10 protein-coding genes are annotated in these 12,609 nt (G+C 73.1%); 5 read left to right on the top strand and 5 right to left on the bottom strand.

Annotated elements, in window-relative coordinates:
* Positions 1-72: 72 nt before the first annotated feature.
* Positions 73-1,227: a site-specific DNA-methyltransferase gene (locus tag ACI379_RS11035; RefSeq protein WP_439792138.1), complete on the top strand. Its 1,155-nt coding sequence runs from the start codon at positions 73-75 to the stop codon at positions 1,225-1,227.
* A gap of 254 nt (positions 1,228-1,481) precedes the next feature.
* Here ACI379_RS11035 and ACI379_RS11030 read toward each other — a convergent pair whose 3' ends face one another.
* The gene (locus ACI379_RS11030) at positions 1,482-2,609 is read right to left on the bottom strand and encodes a glutamate--cysteine ligase (protein WP_439792137.1); all 1,128 of its coding nucleotides are present in this window, start codon (positions 2,607-2,609) and stop codon (positions 1,482-1,484) included.
* A gap of 48 nt (positions 2,610-2,657) precedes the next feature.
* Here ACI379_RS11030 and ACI379_RS11025 point away from each other — a divergent pair, with 48 nt between their 5' ends.
* Positions 2,658-4,049, top strand: coding sequence for a threonine/serine ThrE exporter family protein (locus ACI379_RS11025; RefSeq protein WP_439792136.1), 1,392 nt, complete (start codon positions 2,658-2,660; stop codon positions 4,047-4,049).
* On the opposite strand, the gene ACI379_RS11020 is transcribed toward ACI379_RS11025, so the two are convergent.
* Both ACI379_RS11020 and ACI379_RS11015 read right to left on the bottom strand, forming a co-directional pair.
* A complete protein-coding gene (locus ACI379_RS11020) occupies positions 4,039-4,557 on the bottom strand; it encodes a DUF402 domain-containing protein (RefSeq protein ID WP_439792135.1) in 519 nt (172 codons plus the stop codon). The genes ACI379_RS11025 and ACI379_RS11020 overlap by 11 nt on opposite strands.
* Positions 4,558-4,559: 2 nt before the next feature.
* Entirely contained in the window at positions 4,560-5,426 is an 867-nt protein-coding gene (locus ACI379_RS11015) for an SDR family NAD(P)-dependent oxidoreductase (protein ID WP_439792134.1), read from the bottom strand.
* Positions 5,427-5,607: 181 nt separating this feature from the next.
* On the opposite strand from ACI379_RS11015, the gene ACI379_RS11010 reads away from it, so the two are divergent.
* The gene (locus ACI379_RS11010) at positions 5,608-6,042 is read left to right on the top strand and encodes a pyridoxamine 5'-phosphate oxidase family protein (RefSeq protein WP_439792133.1); all 435 of its coding nucleotides are present in this window, start codon (positions 5,608-5,610) and stop codon (positions 6,040-6,042) included.
* Here the strand turns inward: ACI379_RS11010 and ACI379_RS11005 are convergent.
* Both ACI379_RS11005 and ACI379_RS11000 read right to left on the bottom strand, forming a co-directional pair.
* On the bottom strand, positions 6,032-7,492 hold the full coding sequence (locus ACI379_RS11005) for a sensor histidine kinase (RefSeq protein WP_439792132.1): 1,461 nt from the start codon (positions 7,490-7,492) through the stop codon (positions 6,032-6,034). The genes ACI379_RS11010 and ACI379_RS11005 overlap by 11 nt on opposite strands.
* A gap of 7 nt (positions 7,493-7,499) precedes the next feature.
* Positions 7,500-8,210: a response regulator transcription factor gene (locus ACI379_RS11000; RefSeq protein WP_439792131.1), complete on the bottom strand. Its 711-nt coding sequence runs from the start codon at positions 8,208-8,210 to the stop codon at positions 7,500-7,502.
* Between the two features lie 131 nt (positions 8,211-8,341).
* On the opposite strand from ACI379_RS11000, the gene ACI379_RS10995 reads away from it, so the two are divergent.
* Both ACI379_RS10995 and hrpA read left to right on the top strand, forming a co-directional pair.
* Complete coding sequence (locus ACI379_RS10995) at positions 8,342-8,878, top strand: hypothetical protein (RefSeq protein WP_439792130.1); 537 nt, start codon at positions 8,342-8,344, stop codon at positions 8,876-8,878.
* A 73-nt stretch (positions 8,879-8,951) separates the two neighbouring features.
* The coding region (gene hrpA / locus ACI379_RS10990) for an ATP-dependent RNA helicase HrpA (RefSeq protein ID WP_439792129.1) at positions 8,952-12,609 on the top strand (3,658 nt) is incomplete at its 3' end.

Genomic DNA, 12,609 nt, shown 5'->3' with positions numbered 1-12,609 from the left:
CGTCGACGGGCCGGGCCGACGTACCGCGGCTCCTCCGCCAGCCCCGCCCGGGCGTCTCGTAGGGTGCTGGACATGACGTCGGGGGTGTGGAACTCGTTCGTGGAGGGCGACAACCTCGACGTGATGCGCGGCCTGCCCGACGGCTCGGTCGACCTCGTCTACACCGACCCGCCGTACAACACCGGCAACGACTTCGCCTACCTCGACTCGTACGGCCCCCGCGCCGACCGCCATCCCGTGTGGACGGCGATGATGCGACCGCGTCTGGTGGAGGTGCACCGCCTGCTGAGCGAGTCCGGCGCCCTGTTCATCAGCATCGACGACAACGAGGCGCACCACCTCCGGCTGCTGCTCGACGAGATCTTCGGGGAGCAGAACTTCCTCGCCCAGGTCGTGGTGAACCTCAACCCGAAGGGGCGCCAGCTCGGCCACGGGTTCGCGACCAGCCACGAGTACGTCCTCGTGTACGCCCGCCACGCGCGCACCTGCGTCGTCGAGGCGACCACCGCCGACACCGTCGTGGAGTCCGACTTCTCACGCACCGCACCGGACGGACGCCGGTTCCGGTACCTGCCGCTGCGCAACACCAACAAGCGGTTCAACCCGGTCAGCGCCCCCACCCTGCACTACCCGCTGTACGGCGACCCCGGCAGCGGTCGCGTCGCCACCGTCCCCTTCGACGGAGCGCACGAGATCAAGCCGGTGTTCGGCGACGGCAGCCCGGCCGTGTGGCGCTGGTCGCCGCCGCGCGTCGAGGAGCGGCCCGACGACCTGGAGTGCCGCACCATCACCGGCCGGCTCGGCGAGCGCGTCGACATCTTCCAGCGCGACTGGCTGCACGCCGGGCGACGCAAGAAGCTGCGGACCATCTGGCTGGCCGAGGAGGTCGGCTCCACCGACACCGCCGTCGCCGAGCTCAAGGCGCTGGTCGGGCACACCTTCGAGACCCCCAAGCCGACCGGCCTCGTACGCCGCATCCTCGGCACCATGCCCGCCGACGCCCGGGTGCTGGACCCGTTCGCAGGCTCCGGCACGACCGGGCACGCGGTCGCGCTGGCCAACGCCGCCGACGGGGGCACCCGCCACTGCCTGAGCATCGACGTCGGCGAGCCCACCCGGCCCGGGTCCAGGGCGGCCGCGCTCGGCCTGGCCACGGTCGCCGACGTGACCCGCAGCCGGTTGTCGGCCGTCGCCGAGCAGGTCGGGGGAGGGCTCCACCTGTCCTGAGGGCGTGCGTGCGTGCGTCATGCGTACGCGCCGCTCAGCTCGCTGCGTCATGCGTACGGGCTTGCGGAGGGCCTGCGTCATGGGTGCGGGCTCGCGAAGGTCTCTGCGTCATGCAGACCGGCACCTATTGGTTCGGCTGTGCATGACGCAAGCCCCGTGCGCGAGGACGTTGGATGACGCAACCCCCGGGGCCACGGCCTCGGATGACGCAAGCCCCGGTGCCCCGGTTCGCATGACGCAACCCAGAGCGCGCCTCAGGAGAGCGAGTCGCGCAGCTCGGAGACCACGGAGTCGACCACGGCCACCAGGTCGCCTCCGGTACGTTCCGCGACGGCGCGCTGACGCTGGTACGACGCGCCCGAGGAGACGATGTCGGCGACGCCGTGCAGCTCCTTCTCGCACTCGAGCCGACAGGCCACCGGGGTCAGCCGGTCGACGAGGTCGTTCAGGTCGTCGGTGACCAGGCGTTCGTCGTCGGTGCTGCGGATGATGATGGCGTCCAGGCCGTAGCGAGCCGCGCGCCACTTGTTCTCCTGCACGTGCCACGGGGGCAGCGAGGGCAGGGTCTCGCCGGCGGCGAGCCGGGTGTCGAGGTCGACCACGAGGCAGTGCAGCAGGGCCGTCACCGAGGCCAGCTCGTCGATGCGGCTCAGGCCGTCGCAGACGCGGTGCTCCACGGTGCCCAGGTGCGGTGCGGGGCGGATGTCCCACCGCACGTCCGCCATCGAGTCGATCACCCCGGTGGTGGTCTGCTGCCCGATGCACTCCTCGAAGTCCGCCCAGCTGTCGAACTCGAACGGCAGGCCCGCGGTCGGCAGCTGCTGGAACATCATGGCGCGGTTCGAGGCGTACCCGGTGTCGACGCCCGCCCACACCGGCGAGGAGGCCGTCAGCGCGAGCAGGTGCGGGTACGAGGTCAGCAGGGCCGAGATCACGGGCATCACCCGGTCGCGGTCGGGCATCCCCACGTGCACGTGGACGCCCCAGATGAGCATCTGGCGACCCCACCAGCGGGTGCGGTTGATCAGCTCCTCGTACCGTCCGCCCTCGCTGAGCTGCTGCTCGGACCAGTTCGCGAACGGGTGCGAGCCCGCCCCGAACAGGTCCACGCCCACGGCGTCCGCGGCCGGCAGCACCACGTCGAGGGTGCGGCGCAGGTCGTCCATCGCGTCGCCGGCGGACCCGCAGATGCCGGTGACGACCTCGACGGTGTTGCGCAGCAGCTCCTTGTGCAGCCGCTCGGGCGAGGCCAGCCGGGGTGCGGCCTCCGCGAACAGCGCGTCCGCGGAGTTCGCGAGGTCGCGGGTGGTGCGGTCGACCAGCGCGAACTCCCACTCGACACCCAGCGTGGGGGCGGCGGAGGCGTGGAAGTCGATGTGCACATGACCATGCTAAGGACTGGCGCCGGAACGGGGTGCAACCATGGACACATGGCAGAAGAGGACCAGGGGCTGACCTCGCGGCGAGAGGTGTACCTGACACTCGACCTGTGCCTCCGCGTCGGCGAGATGCTGCTCGCCTCCGGTGCCGGTGCCGCGGACGTGACGGCCACGATCCGTACGCTCGGGCAGCACCTCGGGCTCAGGCACGTCGAGATCGACGTCAACTTCACGGTGCTCTCGATCAGCCACCAGCCGAGCCCGGAGGAGGTGCCCGCCACGATGGTGCGGGTGGTGCACCGCCGCGACCTCGACTACGCCGACCTCACCGCCGTCGACCACCTGGTGCAGGACCTCCTCTCCGACCGCACTGACCTGTACCTGGCCCGCACCCGGATGGCGACCATCGTCTCCACTCCGTCGTCGTCGCCGCGGTGGCTGGTCTCGCTCGCCTGGGGCGTGATGTGCGCGGCGGTCGCCGTCTTCCTGGGCGGTGGCCCGGTCGTGGCCGCCGTGGCCTGCCTCGCGGCGGTCCTGATCGACCGCATCCAGGGCGCCATGACGAAGCGCCGCCTGCCGCAGTTCTACGTGCAGGTGGCGGGGGGCGTCGTGGCGACCGCCTTCGCGATCGCCATGGCGGTGCTCGACCTCACCGCCGACCCCTCGCTCGTGGTCACCGCAACGATCATCATGCTGTTGGCCGGCATCGGGTTCATGGGCGCGATCCAGGACGCCCTGACCGGCTTCTACATGACGGCCACGGCGCGCATCCTCGAGGCGTTGCTCGCCACCGCCGGCATCGTGGCCGGCGTCAGCCTCGGCATCACCACGGGAGAGCTCCTGGGCGTCGACCTCGGCCGCCTGGTCCCGGGACGTTCCGGCGTGGTGGAGATCGTGCTGCTGGTCGGCGGCACGGCCGTCGCGGCGGCCGCGTTCGCGGTCGCCACCAAGGCGCCCTGGCGCGCGGTGCTGCCGGTGGGCGTGATCGCCGCCGCAGCCTCGCTCGTCTCGCACGGGCTCGCCACGGTCGACGTGGGACGTACCTGGCAGACCGGGGCGGCGGGGCTGCTGATCGGCCTCGTCGCGTACGCCGTGGCCGGGCGCGTACGCGTGCCGCCGCTCGTCGTCGCGGTGCCGGCGATCGTGCCGTTCCTGCCGGGCCTGGCGATCTACAAGGGGCTGTCGCTGCTCGCGGAGGGCGGCGCGCAGGTCTCCTTCGGCATCCTGTCCATGATGACGGCCGCCTCCGTCGCGACCGCCCTGGCGGCAGGCGTGATCCTGGGGGAGTACGTGGCGCAGCCGCTCAAGCGCGAGGCGCGGCGGCTCGAGGAGCGGCTCTCCGGCCCGCGCCTCGTCGGGCCCCTGCGTCCGCTGACCCGGGCCGAGCGAAAGCTGCAGCGCCGCCGGATCGCGGAGAGCGCCGCGGACGAGGTCACCGACTGAGGTCGGCGAGCACCGCCAGCCACCGCTCGTGGGTGCCGTCGTACGGCGCCGCACCCGCCCGTACGGCGGCCAGGACCGCCTCGGCACTCACCCGCGCGCCCGCCACGACGTCGTCGGGGTAGCCCAGCGCCACCTGGTGCGTGGCGAACTCGTCCTCGTCGTCGAGGCGCACCTCGCCGTCGGACATCCGGATCACGTCGAGGTCGAGGTCGACGGCCTGCACCGTGGTCCCGTCCCACTGCACCGGTGAGGTCATGTCGACGTACACGTCGCACCAGATCCCGGGCGCGTGGAACGTCGGCGCCGCCCAGGTGCCCGGCGCGACCAGGCTCACCGAGTCGACCTCGGTGTCGAAGGCGAACCCGGGGCGGGCCTGGTGGGTGCCGCGGGGAAAGCCGACCCAGGTGCCGTGCTCGTCGCTGCCCAGCACGGTCCCGTCGAACTCCCAGTGCGGACGGCCGTCCCACTTCGTGAAGCGGAACCGTGCGCGAGCGCCCGAGGTCGGCACCGTCACTGGGCGTCGGCGGGCGTGGCGCGGGCGACGACGTCCTGGTAGCGGGCGCCGGCGAACCGGGCGAAGTTGTGCAGCAGGTGCGCGTCGGCGCCGATGAGTACGCGGGGCTTGCGCCGCGACATCCCCGACAGGATGGTCCGGGCGGCCTGCTCCGGCGTCGTACGGGCCAGCACCTCGTCGAAGGTGGAGATGGTCCGGGCGCCACGGTCGGGGTCGGCGAAGCGTCCGTTGCGGACGATGCCGGTCGCAATCCCCCCGGGGTGCACCACCGTCACGTCGACCGGGTGGCCGGCGGCCAGCATCTCCTCGCGCAGCGCCTCGGTGAGACCCCGCACCGCGTACTTGGTGGCGTTGTACAGCGACTGGCCGGGAACCGACAGCAGGCCGAACAACGACGACAGGGTGACCACGTGGCCCTCGCCCGAGGCGATCAGGTGGGGCAGGAACGCCTTCGTGCCGTGCACGACGCCCCAGAAGTTGATGCCGACGATCCACTCCATGTCGGCGTGCTCGAGCTCCGCGAACTGGCCGGTCAGGGAGACGCCGGCGTTGTTGACGAGCACGTTGACGCGGCCGTGGTGCGCGACCACCTCGGCGGCCCACGCCTCGACGGCCGCACGGTCCGCCACGTCGACCGTGGTGGTCAGGACGTCGCGCGCCCCGGCGGCACGGGCCAGCTCCGCGGTCTCCGCCAGCGGACCGGGGGTGATGTCGCTGAGGGCGAGCAGCGCGCCCCGCGACGCCAGCGCCACGGCCAGCGCGCGCCCGATGCCGGAACCGGCGCCGGTGAGCGCGACCACGGCCCCGGAGAAGTCCTTGGCCTTGCGCAGCTGGGGGAGTCGGGTGCTCAGGGGAGACGGCATGGCCGCGACCCTAGCGGCCGCGGCCGACCGGAACCCGGTGCAATCGGCCCAAGTGGTCCAGACCTGCGCGGTCGGATCTGGCCTCCTCGGCAGGAAAACCGTCACGTCGGCGGCGTGGCGCCGTCCCTCCTGCATGCTGGATGAGAGTGCCCCCGCTGGTCCGAGCCCGGGAGTTGGTCGCATGGACGTGACGGCGATGTCGCCCGACGAGTGCGTGGGCCTGCTCGGGCGGGACTCGGTGGGACGGGTCGCGTTCGTGACGCCCGCCGGGCCGCGCCTGACCCCGGTCACCTACGTCAGCGACGCCTCCTCGGTCACGTTCCGCACCACCGCGTACAGCGAGCTGGCGACGTACGCGCCGGAGACGGAGGTGAGCTTCGAGATCGACCACCTCGACCGCGACCACCGGCGAGGGTGGAGCGTGGTCGCCCACGGCACCTGCGAGCGGGTCGAGGACGAGGCGCAACGCCGTCGCGCGCTCGACCCCGTCGAGCTGCAACCCTGGGCCGGAGGCGTACGACCCGTGGTGCTGCGCGTCCGGTGGCGTGAGATCGCCGGTCGCAAGGTCGGCGGGGCCTCCTCCGGCCGGGGCGCGATGGGTGACCTCAGCCCCTGAGGGGGAGCGTCACCCGGAACTCCGTCGACCCGGGCGCGGAGGCCACCCGTACGGTGCCGCCGTGGGCGTCGACGATCGCCCTCACCAGCGCCAGTCCCAGCCCGGTGCCACCGCCATCGGTGCGGGCCCGCGACTCCTCCCCGCGGGCGAACCGGTCGAAGACGTGGTCGAGGAGCCCGGGCGGGATGCCCGGCCCGTCGTCGTGGACGCTGAACCCGTCGGCGTGCTGCCGCACCGTCACCGTGGTGCCGGCGGGGGTGTGCAGGCGCGCGTTGGTGACCAGGTTGGTGACCACCTGACGCAGCCGGTCGGGGTCGCCGACCACGTCTCCGGGCGCCTCGGAGAGCTCCAGCTGCCAGCGGTGGTCGCCGGCCAGCACGCGCGCGTCGTTGACCACCTCGGCCAGGAGCAGCGGCAGCTCGACGTCCTCGCGGGCCAGGGGACGCCCTTGGTCGAGGCGGGCGAGCAGCAGCAGGTCCTCGACGAGGGCACCCATGCGGGCCGACTCGGCGCGGACCTTGTCGAGCGCCTGGGGCGTGGTGTCGGGCTGTCGCTCGGCCAGCTCTGTGTAGCCGGCGATGGTGGCCAGCGGCGTACGCAGCTCGTGGGAGGCGTCGGCGACGAACTGGCGCACCTGCTGCTCGCTGAGGTGCCGTGCCCGCAGCGACGTCTCGACGTGGGCGAGCAGGTGGTTGAGGGCCGAGCCGACGCGCCCCACCTCGTCGCCGTCGTCGGCCAACCGGTCGGGCACGCGGTCGGTGAGGGCGATCTCGCCACGGTCGAGGGGCAGCGTGGCCACCCGCCGCGCCGTGTCCGCCACCTCGCGCAGCGGGCTCAGCGAGCGGCGTACGAGGACCGCGCCGGCCCCACCGGCGACGGTCACCGTGAGCAGGGAGAGCAGCACCTCCCAGCGCACCAGCGACCCCAGCGTGTCGTCGACCTCGGCGGTCGGCAGCGCCGCGAGCACCCGCGCCGAGCCGTCGCCGGCGGCGAGGACGCGGTAGCGACCCAGACCGGGCAGGCGCACGTCGTGCAGGTTGCCGTCGACGGGCACCTCGGCGAGCACGGCCAGGGCCTCCTCGTCGAGCCGCTCGTAGCTCGCCTTGCCCTGGTCGACCGCCACCAGGACCTGCCCGGCGGAGAAGGTGCCGCTGAAGCCGGCGGTGACCGTGCCGACCTGCTGGCCGGCGGCGCCCGGTGAGCCGCCGTCGCGCGAGGGCGGCGGGGAGCCCTGGCCGTACGCCCGCGAGAAGGCGCCGCGGACCTCGGCGTCGAGGCGGTCGTGGAGCACGCTGCTCATCACGAGCGTGGTGGCCGTGGAGACCAGCACGGCAGCGACGGTGACCAGGGCGACGAGCAGCAGCACCAGCCGAGCGGTGAGGCTCAGCCGCGGCCCAGCGCCGGGGGCGCCGGACGCGGGGGAGTCGGTTGCGGGGGAGTCGGTGCTCATCGGTCCCTCACGTGGCCGGCTTGAGGACGTACCCGGCGCCGCGGACGGTGTGGATCATCGGCTCGCTGCCGGCGTCGATCTTCTTGCGGAGGTAGGAGATGTAGAGCTCCACGACGTTGGCCTGGCCACCGAAGTCGTAGTTCCACACGCGGTCCAGGATCTGCGCCTTGCTGAGCACGCGCCGCGGGTTGCGCATCAGGTAGCGCAGCAGCTCGAACTCCGTGGCCGTCAGGGTGACCGACCGGCCGCCCCGGAAGACCTCGTGGCTGTCCTCGTCCATCACGAGGTCGCCGACCTGGAGCACGTTGCGGTCCTCGGTGACGCCGACCGCGGCCCGGCGCAGCAGCGCCCGCAGCCGTGCGACGACCTCCTCCAGCGAGAAGGGCTTGGTCACGTAGTCGTCGCCGCCGACCGTCAGGCCGCTGACCCGGTCCTCGACGGAGTCGCGGGCGGTGAGGAAGAGGACGGGTACGTGGGCGTGCTGGGCGCGCAGCCGGCGCAGCACCTCCAGACCGTCGAAGTCGGGCAGCATGATGTCCAGGACGACCGCGTCGGGGCGGATCTCCGAGGCGGTGGCGACGGCGTCGCGTCCGGTGTGGGCCAGCGCGACCTCCCAGCCCTCGTGGCGCAGCGCCATGCCGAGCAGCTCGGCGATGTTGACCTCGTCGTCCACGACGAGGACGCGGACGGGGGAGCCGTCGGGGCGGGCGAACTGCATGGGTCCATCCTGACCGGTGAGTCTGTGTGGTTCCTGTGGAACCTCTGTGGAGTCACGCCGGGACCTGCACTCATCGGCGGGCCACGGCACGCGCACAGGTCGCGCACAGGTCGGGTGGTCAGCCTGTTGCCATGACCGAGAACACTCCCCGCCAGGGCGGCGCCGCCGAGGTGCCGCAGCCGTCGCAGCCCTCGCCGCAGGCCGAGCAGCCTCCGGCCACCCCGCCCGAGTCGCAGCCGGGCCAGCCGTACGAGGGCCAGCCGCACGCGGGCCAGCCGTACGCTGGCCAGCCCTACCCGGCCCAGGCGTACGCAGCGGCCAAGCCGCCCCTGCGTCAGCGGATCGCCGCGCGCCGTTTCACCTGGAAGTCGCTCACCGCTGCCGCCGTCGCGGCCCTGCTCCTGGGTGGCGTCGGAGGTGCCGCGTTGCACTGGGCGCTCGACGGCCGCGACGACCGCCCGGGGTTCTCCGAGCGCGGGCCGGGCGACTTCGGCCGGGGGCCGGGCGGGGACCGCTCCGGCATGCCGCAGCGCGGCGGTCAGGGCCCGGGCGACTGGGGCCCGGGGCAGGAGCTGCCCGCGCCGCCGGACTCCACCGAGTCCACCCCGCCGCAGCAGACCCCGACGCCCGACCAGGGTGACGCCCAGGAGGACTCCGGAACGTCCTGAGCCTCGGCGGGCCGCACCTCGCCGCAAACCGATTGACCCCCGCGCGCAGCCGTGGGCGACAATGGCCGACGTTGTGCAGATCCAGTACCCCGCCGAGCTCCCTGTCTCCCACCGTCGCGACGACATCGCGGCGGCCGTACGCGACCACCAGGTGGTCGTCGTCGCCGGTGAGACCGGGTCGGGCAAGACGACCCAGCTGCCCAAGATCCTGCTCGAGCTCGGTCTGGGCACCGAGGGTCGGCTGATCGGCCACACCCAGCCGCGCCGGATCGCCGCGCGCAGCGTCGCCGAGCGCATCGCCGAGGAGCTGGGCACCGAGCTCGGGGACGTGGTGGGCTACCAGGTCCGGTTCACCGACCGCACCTCGCGGGCCAGCCGGGTCAAGCTGATGACCGACGGCATCCTGCTCGCCGAGCTGCAGCGCGACCGTGACCTGCGCAAGTACGACGCGATCATCATCGACGAGGCCCACGAGCGCAGCCTCAACATCGACTTCCTCCTCGGCTACCTCAAGCGGCTGCTGCCCCGCCGCCCCGACCTCAAGGTCGTCATCACCTCGGCGACCATCGACGTGGAGCGGTTCTCCGAGCACTTCGACGCCCCCGTCATCGAGGTCTCGGGGCGCACGTACCCGGTCGAGGTCCGCTACCGCCCGCTGGTCACCGGCTCGGGCGACGAGGTCGACGACGAGGGTGAGACGGTCCAGCGCGACCAGACCGAGGCGATCGTCGACGCGCTCCGCGAGCTGTCGTCGGAGGGCCCCGGCGACGTGCTCGTCTTCCTGCCCGGCGAGCGCGAGATCCGCGACACCGCCGACGCGCTGGCCTCCCTGGCCAGCGACCGGCTGGAGGTGGTGCCCCTGTACGGCCGCCTCTCGGCCGCCGAGCAGCACCGGGTCTTCTCCGCACACTCCTCCCTCGTACGCCGGGTGGTGCTCTCCACCAACGTCGCGGAGACCTCGCTGACGGTGCCCGGGATCCGCTACGTCATCGACACCGGGCTTGCGCGGATCAGCCGCTACTCGGTCCGTACGAAGGTGCAGCGGCTGCCGATCGAGCCGATCAGCCAGGCCTCGGCCAACCAGCGCTCCGGCCGGTGCGGCCGCGTCAGCGAGGGCATCGCGATCCGGCTGTACTCCGAGGAGGACTTCGAGGGGCGTCCGGAGTTCACCGACCCCGAGATCCTGCGGACCAACCTGGCCAGCGTCATCCTGCAGATGGCCTCGCTGCGGCTCGGCGACATCGCCCGGTTCCCGTTCGTGGAGCCCCCCGACCAGCGCAACGTACGCGCCGGCCTCGACCTGCTCGACGAGCTGGGCGCGCTGGACGCCTCGACGGGAGGGAGGGCCTCGACGGGCTCGACCACCGGGGCGGCGGGTGCGCGCGGGCGGCACCCCGGCGTACGCCTCACGAAGGTCGGGCAGCGACTGGCCCGGCTCCCGATCGACCCCCGCCTGGGGCGGATGATCCTGGAGGCCGACCGGCTCGGCTGCGTCCGCGAGGTCCTCGTGATCGCCGCGGCGCTGAGCATCCAGGACCCGCGCGAGCGGCCCGAGGAGCAGCGGGCCCAGGCCGACCAGCTGCACGCCCGTTTCAAGGACGACAAGTCCGACTTCCTGACCTGGCTCAACCTGTGGCGCCACATCCGTACGTCCCAGCGCGAGCTCTCCTCCAGCGCCTTCCGCCGGATGTGCCGCCGCGAGCACCTCAACTACCTGCGGGTGCGCGAGTGGCAGGACTACGAGTCCCAGCTGCGGCAGGTCTGCAAGGAGATGAAGATCGAGGTCGGCCAGCCCGCCGACCTGCCCGACGCCGACGGCATCCACCAGGCGCTGCTCTCCGGCCTGCTCTCGCACGTCGGGGCGCTGGAGGAGCGGGAGAAGCCCGCCCCGGGCACCGGGGGACCGGGCCGCGGCAAGGACCGGCGGCCGGGTCCGCGGGAGTACCAGGGCGCGCGGGGCGCGAAGTTCGCGATCTTTCCCGGCAGCGTCCTCAAGGGCTCGAACCCGCAGTTCCTGATGAGCGCGGAGCTGGTGGAGACCTCGCGCCTGTGGGCGCGCCAGAACGCCGCCATCGCGCCGGAGTGGGCCGAGCGGCTCGGCGCCCACCTGGTGAAGCGGACGTACTCCGAACCGCACTGGTCGATGAAGCGGGCCTCGGTGATGGCGCGCGAGAAGGTCACGCTGTACGGCGTCCCGCTGGTCGCCGACCGGCCGGTGAACTTCGGTCGGATCGACCCCGAGCTGTCCCGCGAGCTGTTCATCCGGCACGCCCTGGTGCAGCGCGAGTGGCACTCGCGGCACCGGTTCCTGGCCGAGAACGCCCGCCTGCTGGCCGAGGCCGAGGAGCTCGAGCACCGGTCGCGGCGCCGCGACATCGTGGTGGACGAGCACACCCTGTTCGACTTCTACGACGCCCGCGTCGGCAAGGACGTCGTCTCCGGGGCGCACTTCGACGCCTGGTGGAAGCGGGAGCGGCAGAAGCGGCCCGACCTGCTCACCTTCGACCCCGACATGCTCACCAACGACGCGGCGGCCGACGTGCGCGCCGCGGACTTCCCGACGCAGTGGCACGACTCGGTCACCGAGGGGCTGACCTTCCCGATCTCGTACAACTTCTCCCCGGGCGAGGTCGACGACGGCCTGACCATCGAGGTCCCCGTCGCGACGCTCAACCGGGTCGAGGCCGACGACTTCTCCTGGCTGGTGCCGGGGCTGCGCGAGGAGCTCGTCGTCGAGCTGATCCGGTCGCTGCCCAAGAACCTGCGCGTGGGCCTGGTGCCGGCGCCCAACGCGGCGCGCGAGTTCCTGGCCTCCGTCCCGGCGGGATCCGAGCCGCTGCTCGACGCGTTGGAGCGGTTCGCCCGCGGGACGCGCGGGGTCGTGGTGCCCCGCGAGGCGTGGGACTGGAGCAAGGTGCCCGCCCACCTGCAGCCGACCTTCTCCGTACGCGGCGAGGACGGCCGGGAGACGGCCCGCGGCAAGGACCTCGACGCCCTCAAGGCACCGCTGCGCGGCGAGTTCGACGCGGCCATCGCCGAGGTCGCCGCCGACTCGGGCGTCAGCGCCACCGGCCAGACCACCTGGACGTTCGGCGAGCTGGAGGAGTCCTTCACCCAGAAGCGGGCCGGCCACGAGGTGCGCGGCTACCCGGCGCTGGTCGACGAGGGCTCCACGGTCGGCGTCGCGGTGCTCGCCTCGGCGGAGGAGGCCGCGGCCAGCCACCGCCTCGGGCTGCGTCGGCTGCTCGTGCTCGCCCTGGGGCCGGCGCCCAAGGTCGAGTCGTTCGGCCTGGACCAGCGGGACCAGCTCGCGCTGGTGGCGACGCCGTACGACTCCGTGGCTGACCTGGTCGCGGACGTGCGGGTGGCGGTGGTCTCGGACCTGGTCGACGACCGTGCTGGATCCGGTACGGGCGTCCGCAGCCCCGAGGCGTTCGAGAAGCTGCTGGAGGTCGTACGGGCCGAGGTCGACGGCGGTGTGCGCGCCTGCCTGGGCGACGTCGTACGCGTGCTGGCGGCCTGGCGGGAGGCGGACCGTGCCCTGTCGGGGCGCGCGGACCTGCACACCCTGCCGGCGCTGACCGAGATGAAGGCGCAGGTCGCGCGGCTCATGGAGCCCGCCGACCCGGCGGAGCGGGCCGGGTTCGTCGGCCAGGCCGGTGCCCGCCAGCTGCGCGAGTACACCCGCTACCTCAAGGCCGTGGTCGAGCGACGTGCACGACTCGAGGGCG

Origin of the sequence: Nocardioides sp., from assembly GCF_051876515.1 — a bacterium.
GTDB lineage: Bacteria > Actinomycetota > Actinomycetes > Propionibacteriales > Nocardioidaceae > Nocardioides.
Note: the sequence above shows the minus strand (reverse complement) of the source record. Positions and strands in the feature narration are given on the sequence as shown.

Excerpts from the sequence above, each read along its gene's own strand:
- ACI379_RS11005 (WP_439792132.1), bottom strand. The coding sequence starts at position 7,492 with ATGAGCACCGACTCCCCCGCAACCGACTCCCCCGCGTCCGGCGCCCCC.
- ACI379_RS11000 (WP_439792131.1), bottom strand. The coding sequence starts at position 8,210 with ATGCAGTTCGCCCGCCCCGACGGCTCCCCCGTCCGCGTCCTCGTCGTG.
- ACI379_RS11025 (WP_439792136.1), top strand. The coding sequence starts at position 2,658 with ATGGCAGAAGAGGACCAGGGGCTGACCTCGCGGCGAGAGGTGTACCTG.
- ACI379_RS10995 (WP_439792130.1), top strand. The coding sequence starts at position 8,342 with ATGACCGAGAACACTCCCCGCCAGGGCGGCGCCGCCGAGGTGCCGCAG.
- ACI379_RS11035 (WP_439792138.1), top strand. The coding sequence starts at position 73 with ATGACGTCGGGGGTGTGGAACTCGTTCGTGGAGGGCGACAACCTCGAC.
- ACI379_RS11010 (WP_439792133.1), top strand. The coding sequence starts at position 5,608 with ATGGACGTGACGGCGATGTCGCCCGACGAGTGCGTGGGCCTGCTCGGG.
- ACI379_RS11015 (WP_439792134.1), bottom strand. The coding sequence starts at position 5,426 with ATGCCGTCTCCCCTGAGCACCCGACTCCCCCAGCTGCGCAAGGCCAAG.